We start from the raw sequence: 14,502 nt of genomic DNA, 5'->3' as shown, positions 1-14,502 counted from the left end.
TCACTTGGCCAGGAAGCCGCCATCCACCGCCAGCACCTGGCCGGTGACATAGGCGGCGGCATCGGAGGCGAGGAAGACGGCCGCACCATGCAGGTCCTCGAGCCTGCCGTTGCGGCCGATGCAGGTCTGCGCGGCCAGCCGCGCGGCGCGTTCCGCATCGGCGAAAACGGGCGCGGTCAAGGGCGTGGGGAAGAACCCGGGCGCGATCGCGTTGCAGGTGACGCCGTGGCGCGACCAGGCCTCGGCCATCGCGCGCGTCAGTTGCGTGATGCCGCCCTTCGCGGCGCCGTAGGGCGCGCTGTCGGGGAAGGCACGGAAGGATTGCAGCGAGGCGATGTTGATGATCCGCCCCCAGCCGCGCGCGGCCATGGCGGGGGCCAGTCTCTGCACCAGCAGGAAGGGCGCGCGGAGATGCAGCGCCATGTGCAGGTCGAAGGCCGCGGCGGTGACCTGCGCGAAAGGCTGGCGGAGGTTCACGCCAGCGGCGTTGACCACGATGTCGGGCGACAGGCCCAGCGCCTCGAGCCGCGCCCCCACCTGTTCCGCCGCATCCGGCGTCGCGAGGTCTGCATCCAGGGTGGCCGCAGCGATCTGCTCCGCGCCAAGCGCCTCCACCGCGGCGTCCAGTTCCGCCTGCCGCCGCGCGCACAGCACCGGCTTCGCGCCGGCGAGCCCGAGCGCACGCGCGATGGCGAGGCCCAGCCCCGAATTGCCGCCCGTGACCAGGGCGACCCGGCCCTCGAGCGAGAAGAGATGCGCGAGCCGGCTCATGGCGCGCGCGCCGCCGCCAGTTCCTCCGCGACGATGCGCGCCACCGTCGCGCAATCCGCTTCGGCCAGCGTCAGCGGGATGCGCATGTCGCACAGGCGCTCCAGCACGGCGGCCGTCGCCGCGGGCGTGTGCGGATCGGCGAGGTAGCGCCACTGGCCAGGGACGCTGGTGTATCCCTCCGCTTCGCGCGAGCCGAACCATTTGAGGTAGACGCCCCGTGCGCGACAGCCGGCCAGGAAGTGGGCGAAGGCGTCCGCATCCAGGCCGGCGACGGCGAACTGGATCGAACTCTGCACGAATTCCTCTTCCTGCGGCCGGTGCGGCAGGCGCAGGCCGGGAATGGCGCCGAGCAGCGCGGCAAGCCGCCCGTGACGGTCGTTCCAGATCCGCGCGCGCCCCGCCAGCAAGGCGATCTGCGGCCGCGCCACCGCCGCCACCAGGTTCGACATGCGCAGCGAGTAGTTGGGCGTCACGTCCTTCCATCGGGCGAAGACGTCCTCGCCGGGCCGCGCGCGGTGCTGGCGATAGAGCATGTAGCTGCCGGAGTAGAGGATGGCGCGCGCCGCGATGTCCGGATCGTCGGTCGCGATCAGCCCGCCTTCGCCGGCGTTGACGTGCTTGTAGGCCTGCAGGCTGAAGCAGCCCGCCTTGCCGAAGGTGCCGGTCGGCCGGCCGGCCCAGCGCGCCCCCATCGTATGCGCGCAATCCTCGATCACCGTGACGCCGAGATCGTCGCAGAGCGCCATCAGCCGCGTCATGTCCGCGATGTGCCCGCGCATGTGCGACAGCAGCAGATGCCGCGCGCCGCTCGCCCGCGCCTTGCGCGCGAGATCGTCGAGGTCGATGACGAGATCCTGCGTCACCTCGACCAGGACATGCTCGGCCCCCGCATGGGCGACGGCGCCGGGGACCGGGGCCAGGGTGAAGGCATTCATCAGCACGCGGTCGCCGGGGCGCACGCCGGTGCAGAGCAGCGCGAGATACATCGCGCTGCCGCAGGAATTCACCGCCACGCAATAGCGCGTGCCGAGATGCGCGGCGAACTCGGCTTCGAGCATCGCCGCGTCCGAGGCGTCGCCCAGCGTCTCGCCATAGCGATGCGTCCAGCCCGATCGCAGCACCGCCTCGGCCGCCGCGATGCTCGACTCCGGGATCGGCGGCGGGGCGCTGAGGTCGAGCGCGAGCCGGTCGCCCATCAGCCCGTCACCGGCTCGCCGAGGTCGAAATCCGTCCCCGGGAAGTAGCGCGCGAGGCGGATGTCGGCCGATCGCGCATGCGCCTCCATCCCCTCGGCGCGGGAGATGCGGGCGGTGGCGAGCGCCACGTCCCGCGAGCCTTCCCGCGTCATGCGCTGCCAGGAGAGCGGCTTGAGGAACTTGTGCACCGACAGCCCCGCCGAATAGCGACCGGCGGCCTTGGTGGGCAGGATGTGGTTCGGGCCCGTCGCCTTGTCGCCGAAGGCGACCGTCGTCTCCTCGCCGAGGAAGAGCGAGCCGTAGTTGCGGAGGTTGGCGAGCCACCAGGCGGGATCGGCGGCCTGCACCTGGAGGTGCTCGCAGCAGTAGCGGTCGGAGACCTCGACCGCCTCCTCCCGCGTCGCGCAGAGCACCACCTCGCCGAAGTCGCGCCAGGCGGCACCGGCCGCATCGCGCGCGGTCGGCGGCAGCGCGGCGATGAGTTCCGGCACGCGCCTCATCACGGCATCGGCCAGGGCGCGATCGGTCGCGATCAGCCAGCCGGGGCTCTCGTGCCCGTGCTCCATCTGCGCGACGAGGTCGACGGCGACGACCTCCGGATCGGCCGTGGCGTCGGCGATCACCGCGACCTCGGAAGGTCCGGCGAAGACGTCGATGCCGACCTTGCCGTAGATCTGCCGCTTGGCCTCGGCGACGAACTTGTTGCCGGGCCCGACCACGATGTCGGCGGGCTTGCCCGTGAACAGGCCATGGGCGAGCGCCGCGATCGCCTGCACGCCGCCGAGCGTCATGATCGCATCCGCCCCCGCGCGGCGCAGCGCATAGAGCACCGCGGGATGGATCCCCGACCCGCCGCGCGGGCCGGAGCAGGCGATCACCGTCGGCACGCCCGCGGCCTTGGCGGTGGCGACGCCCATATAGGCCGAGGCGATGTGCGCGTAGCGGCCGGCCGGGACGTAGCAGCCGGCGACCGCCATCGGCACCAGCTTCTGGCCGGCGACGACGCCGGGCGAGATCTCCACCTCGAAGTCGCGCACGCTGGCGCGCTGGGCCTCGGCGAAGCGGCGCACGCGGTCCACGGCGTAGTCGATGTCGGCGCGCAGGGCGGCGGGCACCTCGGCCGCGCGCCGCTCCGCCTCCTCGGCGGTGACGAGGATCCCGCCGTGCCACCCGTCCAGTTTCGCGGCGTAGTCCCGCACCGCCGTTTCGCCGCGCGCCGCGATGTCGGCCAGCATGGCCTCCACCACGGGGCGGGCCTCGGCGGTGGTGTCCTCGGCGGTGCGGCTCGCGCGCTTGAGGTAGTCGACAGACATGACTGCGTTCCTTCCCGGGGCCCCTGCCCCGCCTGCCTGGGCGCGACGCGCCGCGGCACGCGGCCGGGCGGAGCGACGGCGCCCCGCCCGCTCCCCTGCGTCCTACTGGCCCAGCGCGAAGGCGCGCAGGCGCGCATCCGCCGCGATGCGGCGCAGCACGTCGTCCGTCAGGTAGGCCGAGGGCGCCGGCGGGTTCTGCACCGTGCCGACCTGCGCGAGGAAGGCGCTCAGCCCCTCGTACCAGCGATCCGCCTGGGACGGGCCGCCGGCGCGCGCCATGAGCTGGATCTGCTCATCGAGGTCGAAGATCGGGCGGCGATCGATCTCCGCGCGCAGCGCGGCCTCGCTCACCGTCACGCCGCCGGCCTGGTAGAACCGGTTCATGGCCTGCACGGTCTGATCGCGGTTCGCCTTCATGAAGGCGATGCCGCGCAGGAACACGGCGAGGTAGCGCGCCACCATGTCGGGGTTCGCGCGCAGGAACTCCTCGCGGACGATGACGTTGCCGGGCACGATCGCGTCGACGTCCTTGCCGCTGCACAGCGGCACGGCGTTCATCCGTTCCTCCGCCGTGTAGATGTTCGGGGCCCAGAGGCCGGCCAGCCGCCCCTCGCCGGTCGAGAAGGCCGAGAGGATCTGCGCCTGGTTGAGGTTCACCACCTGCAGGTCGGCGCGCGGGATGTTCCAGCGGTTGAGGCAGTTCTGCAGGACATAGTCCACCGTCGTGTTGACGGTGATCAGCACGCGCTGGCCGCGCAGGCTGGCCGGGTTGGCGCGGATCGCCTCGACCTGGTCGCGGCGGGCCATCAGCACGTTGGTCGCGCTCTCGTCGTTCGAGATGGCGATGGTGCGGATATTGAAGCGCGCCGCGCCGAGCACGCCCGGGGCGGAGCCGGTGATGCCCACGTCCCAGGTGCCCGCGGCGGCGGCGGCGATCTGCGGCGGGCCGGCGGGGAAGGAGGAGAAGTTCGGCTCGATGCCCATCTGCCGCCACCAGCCCTGCTCGGTGGCGAGGTGCAGCGGCAGCATCGAGTACAGCGCCGGCTGCATCGAGATGTTGAGCCGCGTGAGCTGCTGCGCCTCGGCCGGCGCGGGCGCGGCGAGCGATGCGGCCGCGAGCGCCGCGACGAGCAGGGTCCTTCGGAACATGCCTCTCTCCTGTCCTGGTTCTTGATTCACTTGGCCGGCACGGTGGCGGGGATGGGTGCAGGCGCGGCCGGTCGTTCCTGCTCGCGCGCCTTGAGAAGCTTCCAGATGCGGCTGCGCATGTGGGTGAAGGCCGGCGTGTCCATCACCTCCTCGATCGGCATCGCCTCCCAGCCGCCGTCCTCGCGCAGCGGGCGGATGTCGATCGTCTCGATGATGCGGCCGGGGTTGCGGCCCATCACCACCACGCGGTCGGCGAGGTAGATCGCCTCATCGACGGCATGGGTGATGAAGATGACCGTGCGCGGGTTCCGGCGCGCGAGCCGCACCAGCTCCTCCTGCATCACGATGCGGGTCTGTGCGTCCAGCGCGCCGAAGGGCTCGTCCATCAACAGGGCGGCGGGCTGCATGACATAGGCGCGTGCGATGGCGACCCGCTGCTGCATGCCGCCCGAGAGCTGGTGCGGGAAGCTGTCCTCGTGGCCCGAAAGGCCCATCAGCTCGACATAGCGGGCGATGGCGGCGTCGGCCTCCGCCTTCGGCGTGCGCTTGCACATCAGGCCGAAGCCGATGTTCTCCCGCACGGTCTTCCAGGGCAGCAGGGCGAATTGCTGGAAGACGACGGCGCGCTCCGGCCCCGGCCCCGTCACCTCCTTGCCGCCGACCAGCACGCGGCCGTCGGTCGGGAAGTCGAGCCCGGCGGCCATGCGCATCAGCGTCGTCTTGCCGCAGCCCGAGGGGCCGACGATGGCGACGAATTCCCTCTCCTCGATGCGCAGGTCGATGCGGTCGATGGCGAGGAACTCGCCGCCCCGGGGCAGCGGGAAGCGGCGCGTGACGCCCTCGAAGACGATCTCGCTCATGCCTGGCCCCATTTGCGCTTGAAGGCGGCTTCGACGGCGCGCAGCAGCACGTCGATCGCGAAGCCCACGACGCCGATGCCGACCATCCCGGCGATCACGACGGTGGTGTTCAGGTTGCCCTGGCCCTGCACCATCAGGTATCCGAGCCCCGCGCCCACCACGATCAGCTCGGAACCCACCAGCGACTGCCAGCCGAGCCCCGCGGAGACGCGCAGCCCGGCGATGATGGACGGCAGCGCTCCGGGGATCAGGACGTGCAGCATCACCTGCCGCGAGGAGGCGCCGAGCGTCTGCGCCGCTTCGACCAGCCGCGTCTCGACCAGCCGCGCGCCGCGATAGGCGCTGATCACGCAGGGGGCGAAGGAGCCGACGAAGATGATCAGCAGCGGCCCGCCGATCCCGGTGCCGAACCACAGGGCGGCGAGCGGCACCCAGGCCAGAGGTGCTACGAAGCGCATGGCGTCGAAGAGCGGCGTCACGATCTCGTCGAGCAGCCGATACCAGCCCATCAGCAGGCCGAGCGGGACGCCGATGCCGACCGCGATCGCCCAGCCCATCAGGAAGCGCTGGATGCTGGCGCTCAGGTGCTCGGCATAGACGTGGCCGGCGAAGGGCTGGTTCCACAGCCGTACCAGCGTGTCCCACACCGCGAGCGGCGATGGCAGCAGGTTCGGCGGCAGCCAGCCGGAGGCCGCGACGCCGCCCCACACGGCGAAGAACAGCACGAAGCCCGCGGCGGTCAGGGCCCAGAACTCGCCGAGGCCGAGCGACGTGCCCGCGGGCCCGAGGAAGTTGCGGTCGCGCCGCTTCGCCATCGCCGCGCCTCCCTCAGACCGCCGGGCGCCAGTTGACGACGCGGCGCTCGGCGCGGCCGAGCAGCCAGGTCGTCGCCGCGCCGCAGGCCGCGACGGCGGCCATGCCCACCAGGATCATCCCGGGAAAGATGTCCTGCCCGGCGACGTTCAGGACACGGCCGAGCCCGAAGAAGGCGCCGACGAGTTCGGCCGCCACCAGCGTCGTCCAGCTCGCCTGCAGCGACAGGCGCAGGCCGGTGAAGATCATCGGCATCGCACCCGGGACCACCACGTGGCGGATCACCTGCGCGGTCGACGCGCCCTGCGTGCGCGCCGCGGCGATCAGCACCGGATCGACGCCGCGGACCCCGGTGAAGGCGTTGATGACCGAGGGAACGAACGCCGTCAGCCAGATCACGAAGACCTTGCCGGTGTCGCCGAGGCCGAACCAGACGATCGCGAGCGGGATCCAGGCGAGGGCCGGGATCGGGCGCAGCAGCAGGAAGATCGGGTTGATCAGCGCCTCGGCCCGGCGGCTCCAGCCCATCAGCAGGCCGAGCGGGATGCCGGTGGCGACGGCGACGGCGAACCCCTTGGCGACCAGCCAGAGCGAGTGCAGCGCATGCTGCCAGAGCGTCGCGCCGCCATAGCCCTGGCCGGTGCTGATCTGGCTGAAGGCGGCCCAGACCTCCTGCGGGCTGGGCAGTCGCAGCGGGTTCAGCAGACGCAGGCCGCTGGTGGCGAGCCACCAGAGGAGCAGCGCCCCGCCCACCGTCGCGAGCCCGACGACGGCACGCCGAGGGACGGCAAAGCCCCAGCCCGAACTGCGTGCCTCGGTCGGCAACGGAACGCTTCTCCCAGAAATATTTTCATAACGCTTTCACCGTGCATTGGGGCTGTCAAACGGAATCATCGCTCAAAGATCAGCTTGCGGATTGAAAAAATTTTCATCACGCGTCACGATGCCCCGATGAAGCGTCGAACCCGTCCCAGGCTGGCCGACATCGCCGCGGCAGCGGGCGTGTCGCTCGCCACGGCGTCGCGCACGCTCTCCCAGCCCTCGATCGTCAGCCCGGAAACCCGCGACCGCGTGCGCGCCGCGGTCGCGCGGCTCGGCGGCGCCGCACCCGGCGCCGGGGCGCGCGCCGTCGGGGACGCGGGCGTCGCGGCCGTGGTCCCCACGCTCGACAACGCCATCTTCTCGCGCTGCCTGCAGGCCATGCAGGTGACGCTCGCCGAAGCGGGGCGCCACCTCCTGGTCGCGTCCTCGGACTTCCACCCCGACACCGAAGCGGCGGTGATCCGCGGCCTGCTCGCCCGCGGGGTGGACGGGCTCGTCCTTGTCGGCGCGCAGCGTCCGGCGGACTCCTGGACGCTGCTCGAAGGCGCCGGCGTTCCGGTGGTGCTGACCTGGTGCGGCGATCCGCGGTTCGATGCGGTGGTCGTGGACAACCATGCGGCCGGCCGGTTGGCGGCCGATCACCTCCTCGATCTCGGCCACACGCGGCTCGGCGTGGTCTGCGGCGCGACGCGCTTCAACGACCGGCAACGCGGAAGACTCGCAGGCGTGCGCGAGGCGCTCGCGGCGCGCGGGCTCGACCTGCCGGAATGGCGCGTGAGCGAGCAGGACTTCACCCTCGCCGGCGGCCGCAGCGGCTGCTCCGCGCTGCTCTCCCTCGCCGAGCCGCCGACCGCCATCGTCTGCGGCATCGACCAGCTTGCCGTGGGCTGCCTTATCGAGGCGCAGTCGCGCGGCCTGGCCGTGCCCGGGGACCTCTCGGTCGTCGGCATCGACAACCTCGAGATGGCCGCGCACCTCTCCCCGCCGCTGACGACCGTCCATGTTCCGACCGCGCGCATCGGCGCTGCGGCGGCGCAACGCGTGCTGGACCGCCTCGCGGGGCGCGACGCGACGCAGCTCACGGAGCTGCCGATCGAGCTCGTCATCCGGCGGTCCTCGGCGCCCCCCGGGATCGAGTGAGCACGGCCGCCACGGCCTGGCGCGCGCCCCGGAAGCCCAGCGCGTCGAGATGCGTCCCGCCCGGGCAACAGCCCGCGCTTCATCGCGTTGTCGAGCAGATCCGGCGAGGCGCCTCGCCGGTCAGCCCCCCCGGCGCGCCGCCAGACCGAGCAGATGCGTCACCCGCGGCGGATCCGCGCCTTCATGCAGCGCGTTCACCGCCTGCTGCACCGTGCGGTCGGCCATCGTCACACGTCCATGCTGGCGCAGGTGCTCCGCCCAGTCGGTCAGCGTGAACCATTCGACGACGCGCGCCGGGTCGGCGGCATCGGTGAAGACGGCCCAGGCCGTTGCCCCGTCGCGCCGGCGTATGGCGCCGAGCGGCGCGATGGCGCGGCGGAAGGCGGCCTGCCGCTCCGGCGCAACGCGGTATTCGACCTGCACCGCCACGGGCCCATGCGCGTGGTCGGTCGCATGCGTTGAATCCGGGTCGGGCCAGTGGCGGGACGGATCGAGTAGTTCCTCGCCCGCCGGCAGCGGCAGCGCACGCCCGAGCAGCGCGGCCGCCGTCCCACCCGCCGCGGCCGCCAGCAATGCACCGCCGATACCGATCCAGGACGCGACCTGGCCCCAGGACAGGCTGCCCAGCACCATCGCCCCTGAAAAAACCGTCAGGTAGACCGCAAGGCCCCGCCCACGCACCCAGTTCGGCAACACCGCCTGCGTCGCCGCATTGAGCGTGGTCAGCACCGCGATCCAGGCCACGCCGGCGACGATGCAGAAAACGACGGCGACGCCTCCGCTCGGCGCCAGCGCCAGCCCGGTCTGCGCCGCCGCGTTCGCGAGCGCGCCGACCAGCATGAGGCCCTCGGTGCCGCCGAAGCGCTGGCGCAGCCAGGGCAGGGCCAGCGCCCCGCCCACCGCACCGGCGCCGATTCCTGCCAGCATGAAGCCATAGAGCCCAGGTCCACCGCCCAGCGCATGCCGCGCCAGCAGCGGCAGCAGCGCCCAATGCGCGGCGCCGAGCGCGAAGAACACCACCGCCCGCAGCAGCACGCGCTGGAGGCCGCGCGCATGCAGCGCATAGCGCAGGCCAGCGCGCATCGCGCCGGGCAGCGTCTCGCGCGGGCCATCGGCGTCGGGTGCGACGCGCTTCCACCAGAGCAGCGCCGCGATCACCGGCACGTAGCTCAGCGCGTCGGCGAGGTAGGTCGCCGTCACCCCCAGCGTCGCGACCAGCAGCCCGCCCAGTGCAGGCCCGATGGCGCGGCTGACGTTCACGCCCATGGAACTGAGCGCGACCGCGGCGCGCAGATCGGCACGCGGCACCATCTCGGGCACCGAGGATTGCCAGGCCGGCGCCGCCAGCGCCGCCCCCACGCCGCCGGCGAGCACGAGCACGAGCAGCAGCCACGGCGTCATGATCCCGGTCGCGGTGCACAGCGCCAGCGCAAGCGACACCACGCCCAGGCTGCACTGCGCCGCGATCAGCAGCTTCCGCCGGTCGAGCAGGTCCGCGAGCGCGCCCGCCGGCAGCGCCAGCACGAAGACCGGCAGCGTGCCCGCCGCCTGCACCAGGGCGACCATGACCGGCGACGGTGCCAGCGACGTCATCAGCCAGCCGGACCCGACATCGCGCATCCAGGTGCCGATGTTGCCCAGCACCGTCGCCGTCCACAGCACGGCGAAGACGCGATGGCGCAGCGGCGCGAGGGCGCTGTCCGTCATCAGAAGGCCCAGCAGGAGCAGCCGAGTGCGCCCCAGAAACCCTTCTGGTCGCGCACCGGCGCCTCGAGCCGCGCCCAGGCATGCGCATGGCCATGGACCCCGCAGGCGGTCGCGCAGGCGCAGGCCTCGGCGATCGCGGCCTCGGCGCGCAGGCGGGACTGGTAGCCGCCGAAGCGGCGCACCGGCGACCAGTCCGGCATCGCCGGCGGCAGCGGCGGGGCGAGCGGCGCGAATTCCTCCACCCCGTGCACGACGCGGCCGCCGAGGATCGTCAGCACCGCGGCGATGTCCTGGATCTCGTCCTCCGGCACCGCGAAGTAGTCGGCGCCGAGCACCGCGAGATCCGCGAGCTGCCCGGGCGCCAACCGACCCTTGACCGCCTGCTCGCCCGAGAACCAGGCGGAGCCCTCGGTCCAGAGGCGCAGCGCCGCCTCGCGGTCCAGCCGCCGGTCGGGACGCGTCATGCGCAGCCCGCCGATCGACTTGCCGGAGACCAGCCACCACAGCGCGACCCACGGATTGTAGCTCGCGACGCGCGTCGCATCCGTGCCGCCGCCGACCGGTATGCCGGCCTCCAGCATGCGCGCGATCGGCGGTGTCTGTTCGGCGGCGGCGGCGCCGTAGCGCGCGACGAAATCCTCGCCCTGGTAGACCATGCGGTGCTGCACGGCGATGCCGCCGTTCAGCCGCTTCACGCGCTCGATGCTGCGCGGGCTGATGGTCTCGGCATGGTCGAAGAACCAGCGCAGCCCATCGAAGCCGACCTCGCGGTCCACCTCCTCGAAGACATCCAGCGCGCGGGAGATCGTCTCGTCATAGGTCGCGTGCATCCGGAAGGGCCAGCGCTTCTCGGCCAGCAGGCGCACCACCGCCTTGAGGTCCGTCTCCATCGCGGCCGGAAGGTCGGGGCGCGGCTCGCGGAAATCCTCGAAATCGGCGGCGGAGAAGACCAGCATCTCCCCCGCGCCGTTGTGGCGGTAGAGATCGTCCCCCTGGCCCGGCGCGACCATGCCGGTCCAGCGCGCGAAATCCTCGCGCTCGCCCTTCGGCGTCTGGGTGAACAGGTTGTAGGCGATGCGGACCGTGAGGTCGCCTTCGCGGTGCAGGTCCTCGATGATCGCGTAGTCGTCGGGATAGTTCTGGAACCCGCCGCCGGCATCGATGACGCCGGTGACGCCGAGCCGGTTCACCTCCCGCATGAAATGCCGCGTGGAGTTCTTCTGGTATTCGGGCGGCAGCCGCGGCCCCTTGGCGAGCGTCGCGTAGAGCAGCCCCGCATTGGGCCGCGCCACCAGCAGCCCAGTCGGGGTGCCGGCGGGATCGCGCTGGATCTCGGCGCCCGGCGGGCTCGGCGTGTCGCGCGTGTAGCCCACGGCACGCAGCCCCGCGGCGTTCAGCAGCGCGCGGTCATACAGGTGCAGGATGAAGACCGGCGTGTCCGGCGCGATGGCGTTGATCTCGTCGAGGGTGGGCAGGCGCTTCTCGGCGAACTGGTGCTCGGTGAAGCCGCCGACCACGCGCACCCATTGCGGCGGCGGGGTGATGGCGACCTGCGCCTTCAGCATCGCCATCGCCTGGGCCAGCGATCGCACCCCGTCCCAGCGCAACTCCATGTTGTAGTTCAGCCCGCCGCGGATGACGTGCATGTGGCTGTCGATCAGGCCGGGAATGACGCGGCGTCCGCCCGCATCGATCAGCCGCGTGTCCGGGCCCGCGAGGGGCATGATGTCCGCCGCCTGGCCCACGGCCTGCACGCGGCCGTCGCGGATGGCGATGGCCTCGGCCTCCGGATGGGCGCGGTCCAGCGTCGTGATGCGGCCATTGTGCAGGATCAGGTCGGCGGTCTCGGGCATCGGCGATGCTCCCGTCACGAAGGCGGCGCCTGTTCGCCCCGGGCCGCGCTGCCGGGCAGGCGCCCCAGCAGGTGTTCTCTGCAGCCGGCAAGGCCCAGCGCCGACCGCAGGCCTTCGCCTGCGATCAGATGGCGCGCGACGGGCAGGACCTGCTCGCCGATCAGTATGCCGAGCAGGCCCACCAGCGCCACCACCGGCGGCGCGGGCGAACGGACCTGCAGCAGGCTGTAGACGACGCCGACCAGAAGGCCGGCGCCGAGTGCGGCAAGGTACAGCCGCATGACGTGTCAGCCCTGGATGAAGGCCAGCAGGTCGGCGTTGATCACGTCGGCATGCGTGGTGCACATCCCGTGCGGATAGCCCGGATAGACCTTGAGCGTCGCGCCGGTCACGAGCTTCGCCGACAGCAGCGCGGAATCCGCGATCGGCACGATCTGGTCGTCGTCGCCATGCATCACGAGGGTCGGCACCGTCACGGCCTTCAGGTCCTCGGTGAAGTCGGTTTCCGAGAAGGCCTTGATGCCGTCGTAATGCGCCTTGGCGCCGCCCATCATGCCCTGGCGCCACCAGTTGCTCACCACGCCCGGCTGCGTCGCGACGCCCGGCCGGTTGTAGCCGTAGAAGGGGCCCGCCGGCACGTCGAGGAAGAACTGCGCGCGGTTCGCCGCAAGCGCCGCGCGGAACCCGTCGAACACCTCGATCGGCAGTCCGCCGGGATTGGACGCGGTCTTGAGCATGATCGGCGGCACCGCCCCGATGATGACCAGCTTCGCGACGCGGCCCTGCGGCTGTCCGTGCTTCACGGTGTAGTGCAACGCCTCACCGCCGCCGGTGGAATGGCCGACATGCACGGCGTTCGTCAGGTCGAGCTGCTTCACCACGGAAGCAGCATCCGCCGCGTAGTGATCCATGTCGTGCCCGCCGCCGACCTGGGTCGAACGCCCATGCCCGCGCCGGTCATGCGCGACGACGCGGAAGCCCTTGCCGAGGAAGAACAGCATCTGGGCATCCCAGTCATCGCCGCTGAGCGGCCATCCATGGTGGAAGACGATGGGCTGGGCGTCCTTCGGACCCCAGTCCTTGTAGAAGATCTCGACGCCGTCGGCGGTGGTGACGAAGGGCATGTTGGGGCTCCTTTCCCTCAATGGCCTTCGGCGGCGCCGAACATGGACTTGGCGTAGATGATGCCGAGGCCATAGGCGCCGCCGAAGCGCTTCGCGATTCCGGTGGTCAGCTCGTAGGTCTCGCCGCGCGCCCAGTCGCGCTGCAGCTCGAGCAGGTATTGCAGGGAGGTCATCGGCTTGGCGCCGGCCTGCACCATGCGGTCCATGGCGCGGTCATGCGCTTCCGCCGACACGTCGCCGCAGGCATCGGCGATGACCGTGACCTCGAACCCCTGGTCGATCGCCGACAGCGCGGGACCCACGATGCACACGCTGGTCCAGAGCCCTGCGAGCACGATGCGCGCCTTGCCGATCGCGTTGACCTTCGCGATCACCGACGCATCCTCCCAGGTGTTCATCGAGGTGCGGTCGAGCATCGCCTGGCCCGGAAAGGCATCGGTGATCTCGGAGAACATCGGGCCGGAGAAGCTCTTCTCCGCGACCGTCGTCAGGATGGTCGAGACGCCGAACCCCGCGGCGGCATGGGCCACCAGCGCCGCGTTGTTGCGCAGGTTCACCGCGTCGATCGACTTGGTCGCGAAGGACATCTGCGACTGGAAGTCGATCATGATGAGCGTGTGGTCCCCCGGGGAAAGCAGCAATCGGCCCGGGGTCGGCGTGGCGGTCGGCATGGGGTTCTCCTGTCGGTGCGGGCGCCGTCGGCGCCGCTAGGGTCCGTAAAGCGCCTGGCGCAGCGCTGCGGTCGCCTCTGCGATCGCGCCGCGCGCCGCGGGGGTGTCGGCCAGCGCGTTCAGCGCCACGAAATCGTGAATGGTGCCGAGGTGCCGCGTGGCGGTGGCGCGCACCCCGGCCTCAACCAGGCGACGCGCGTATTCCTCGCCCTGGCCGCACAGCGGATCGGCCTCCGCGACGATCACGAGCGCCGGCGGCAGGTCGTTCAGCGCCTCGGTCGTGGCCAGCAACGGGAAGGCCGTCGGAAGCCGGCGGCTCGCCGGATCGGGGAAGGCCGCATCGATGTAGCGGCAGATCGTCGCGCGGTTCAGCCAGGGCGCGGACGCATCGTCGGTCGCCTCGAGCTCGGCGAGGATCGGGTAGAACATCAGCTGGAAGGCAATCTCGGGGCCGCGCCGCTGCTTGGCCAGCATCGCCACCGCAGCGGCCATGGTGCCGCCCGCGCAGTCCCCGGCGACGGCGATGCGCGACGCATCCAGCCGATGGTCCGCCGCATGCGCCGCGAGGTATCGCAGCGCGGCGTGTGCCTGCTCGATCTGCACCGGATAAGTCGCCTCGGGCGCCAGCGTGTAGTCGACGCAGACGACCGCGGCGCCGCTGCCGTCGGCGAGGTCGCGCATCAGCCGGTCATGGGTATCCCTGCCGCCCATGATCCATCCGCCACCATGCAGATACAGGACGAAGGGTAGTGGCCGGCCGTTCGCGATCGCTGGCCGCAGGATGCGGATGCCCACGTGTCCAGTGGGGCCGACGGGAATGTCGAGATCCTCGATACTGATCTGCGGCGCATCGACCGGCACGGATTGCAGCCGCGCCAGCGCGGCGCGCGTGCCAGCGATGTCCGCGGCGGCCATCGGCCCGGTCCCGTCGCGCGCGATCCCGGCCAGGAAGGCGGCGACTGCGGTATCGAGCACATGGGCAGCGCCACGGCAGGATGCCTCCGATCCGATCACTCGCGCGGTCCCTCGTCCTGCGGCGTCGCGTGAACCTTCCGCGACCGGGCTTCACGGCGCGAGTTAAGC

14 protein-coding genes are annotated in these 14,502 nt (G+C 71.7%); 1 reads left to right on the top strand and 13 read right to left on the bottom strand.

Annotated elements, in window-relative coordinates:
* The 7 genes from GWK15_RS07270 to GWK15_RS07240 form a co-directional block, all read right to left on the bottom strand.
* Window positions 1–771, bottom strand: coding sequence for an SDR family NAD(P)-dependent oxidoreductase (locus GWK15_RS07270; protein ID WP_168040627.1), 771 nt, complete (start codon window positions 769–771; stop codon window positions 1–3).
* Window positions 768–1,967 (bottom strand): DegT/DnrJ/EryC1/StrS family aminotransferase, encoded by a 1,200-nt coding sequence (locus GWK15_RS07265; RefSeq protein WP_168040625.1) that lies wholly within the window; start codon window positions 1,965–1,967, stop codon window positions 768–770. The genes GWK15_RS07270 and GWK15_RS07265 overlap by 4 nt, the downstream gene beginning before the upstream one ends.
* On the bottom strand, window positions 1,967–3,280 hold the full coding sequence (hisD, locus tag GWK15_RS07260; RefSeq protein WP_168040623.1) for a histidinol dehydrogenase: 1,314 nt from the start codon (window positions 3,278–3,280) through the stop codon (window positions 1,967–1,969). The genes GWK15_RS07265 and hisD overlap by 1 nt, the downstream gene beginning before the upstream one ends.
* Window positions 3,281–3,382: 102 nt before the next feature.
* Window positions 3,383–4,429, bottom strand: a complete 1,047-nt coding sequence (locus GWK15_RS07255; RefSeq protein WP_168040621.1) for an ABC transporter substrate-binding protein — start codon at window positions 4,427–4,429, stop codon at window positions 3,383–3,385.
* A 26-nt stretch (window positions 4,430–4,455) separates the two neighbouring features.
* Window positions 4,456–5,289: an ABC transporter ATP-binding protein gene (locus GWK15_RS07250; protein ID WP_168040619.1), complete on the bottom strand. Its 834-nt coding sequence runs from the start codon at window positions 5,287–5,289 to the stop codon at window positions 4,456–4,458.
* Window positions 5,286–6,104, bottom strand: a complete 819-nt coding sequence (locus GWK15_RS07245) for an ABC transporter permease (RefSeq protein WP_168040617.1) — start codon at window positions 6,102–6,104, stop codon at window positions 5,286–5,288. Before GWK15_RS07245 ends, GWK15_RS07250 begins: the two co-directional genes overlap by 4 nt.
* 13 nt (window positions 6,105–6,117) lie before the next feature.
* The gene (locus GWK15_RS07240) at window positions 6,118–6,927 is read right to left on the bottom strand and encodes an ABC transporter permease (RefSeq protein WP_168040615.1); all 810 of its coding nucleotides are present in this window, start codon (window positions 6,925–6,927) and stop codon (window positions 6,118–6,120) included.
* Between the two features lie 126 nt (window positions 6,928–7,053).
* Here GWK15_RS07240 and GWK15_RS07235 point away from each other — a divergent pair, with 126 nt between their 5' ends.
* Window positions 7,054–8,064, top strand: a complete 1,011-nt coding sequence (locus GWK15_RS07235; protein WP_168040613.1) for a substrate-binding domain-containing protein — start codon at window positions 7,054–7,056, stop codon at window positions 8,062–8,064.
* Between the two features lie 120 nt (window positions 8,065–8,184).
* Here the strand turns inward: GWK15_RS07235 and GWK15_RS07230 are convergent, their stop codons facing one another.
* From GWK15_RS07230 to GWK15_RS07205, 6 genes are read right to left on the bottom strand one after another with little or no spacing between them, the layout of a single operon-like run.
* Window positions 8,185–9,771 carry an MFS transporter gene (locus GWK15_RS07230; RefSeq protein ID WP_168040611.1) on the bottom strand — a complete coding sequence of 529 codons (1,587 nt, stop codon included), beginning with the start codon at window positions 9,769–9,771 and terminating at the stop codon, window positions 8,185–8,187.
* On the bottom strand, window positions 9,771–11,624 hold the full coding sequence (locus GWK15_RS07225; protein WP_168040609.1) for an amidohydrolase: 1,854 nt from the start codon (window positions 11,622–11,624) through the stop codon (window positions 9,771–9,773). The genes GWK15_RS07230 and GWK15_RS07225 overlap by 1 nt, the downstream gene beginning before the upstream one ends.
* Before the next feature lie 14 nt (window positions 11,625–11,638).
* Window positions 11,639–11,905: a XapX domain-containing protein gene (locus tag GWK15_RS07220; RefSeq protein WP_168040607.1), complete on the bottom strand. Its 267-nt coding sequence runs from the start codon at window positions 11,903–11,905 to the stop codon at window positions 11,639–11,641.
* A 6-nt stretch (window positions 11,906–11,911) separates the two neighbouring features.
* A complete protein-coding gene (locus GWK15_RS07215; protein ID WP_168040605.1) occupies window positions 11,912–12,748 on the bottom strand; it encodes an alpha/beta fold hydrolase in 837 nt (278 codons plus the stop codon).
* Between the two features lie 17 nt (window positions 12,749–12,765).
* Entirely contained in the window at window positions 12,766–13,419 is a 654-nt protein-coding gene (locus GWK15_RS07210) for a hydrolase (RefSeq protein WP_168040603.1), read from the bottom strand.
* 36 nt (window positions 13,420–13,455) lie between these two features.
* The gene (locus GWK15_RS07205) at window positions 13,456–14,394 is read right to left on the bottom strand and encodes an alpha/beta hydrolase fold domain-containing protein (RefSeq protein ID WP_168040601.1); all 939 of its coding nucleotides are present in this window, start codon (window positions 14,392–14,394) and stop codon (window positions 13,456–13,458) included.
* Window positions 14,395–14,502: the final 108 nt, after the last annotated feature.

It is taken from the genome of Neoroseomonas oryzicola (assembly GCF_012163135.1).
GTDB lineage: Bacteria > Pseudomonadota > Alphaproteobacteria > Acetobacterales > Acetobacteraceae > Neoroseomonas > Neoroseomonas oryzicola.
Note: the sequence above shows the minus strand (reverse complement) of the source record. Positions and strands in the feature narration are given on the sequence as shown.

Bases quoted from the DNA above. Each gene is read 5' to 3' on its own strand.
- GWK15_RS07270 (WP_168040627.1), bottom strand. From the start codon at position 771: ATGAGCCGGCTCGCGCATCTCTTCTCGCTCGAGGGCCGGGTCGCCCTG.
- GWK15_RS07265 (WP_168040625.1), bottom strand. From the start codon at position 1,967: ATGGGCGACCGGCTCGCGCTCGACCTCAGCGCCCCGCCGCCGATCCCG.
- hisD (WP_168040623.1), bottom strand. From the start codon at position 3,280: ATGTCTGTCGACTACCTCAAGCGCGCGAGCCGCACCGCCGAGGACACC.
- GWK15_RS07255 (WP_168040621.1), bottom strand. From the start codon at position 4,429: ATGTTCCGAAGGACCCTGCTCGTCGCGGCGCTCGCGGCCGCATCGCTC.
- GWK15_RS07250 (WP_168040619.1), bottom strand. From the start codon at position 5,289: ATGAGCGAGATCGTCTTCGAGGGCGTCACGCGCCGCTTCCCGCTGCCC.
- GWK15_RS07245 (WP_168040617.1), bottom strand. From the start codon at position 6,104: ATGGCGAAGCGGCGCGACCGCAACTTCCTCGGGCCCGCGGGCACGTCG.
- GWK15_RS07235 (WP_168040613.1), top strand. From the start codon at position 7,054: ATGAAGCGTCGAACCCGTCCCAGGCTGGCCGACATCGCCGCGGCAGCG.
- GWK15_RS07230 (WP_168040611.1), bottom strand. From the start codon at position 9,771: ATGACGGACAGCGCCCTCGCGCCGCTGCGCCATCGCGTCTTCGCCGTG.
- GWK15_RS07225 (WP_168040609.1), bottom strand. From the start codon at position 11,624: ATGCCCGAGACCGCCGACCTGATCCTGCACAATGGCCGCATCACGACG.
- GWK15_RS07220 (WP_168040607.1), bottom strand. From the start codon at position 11,905: ATGCGGCTGTACCTTGCCGCACTCGGCGCCGGCCTTCTGGTCGGCGTC.
- GWK15_RS07215 (WP_168040605.1), bottom strand. From the start codon at position 12,748: ATGCCCTTCGTCACCACCGCCGACGGCGTCGAGATCTTCTACAAGGAC.
- GWK15_RS07210 (WP_168040603.1), bottom strand. From the start codon at position 13,419: ATGCCGACCGCCACGCCGACCCCGGGCCGATTGCTGCTTTCCCCGGGG.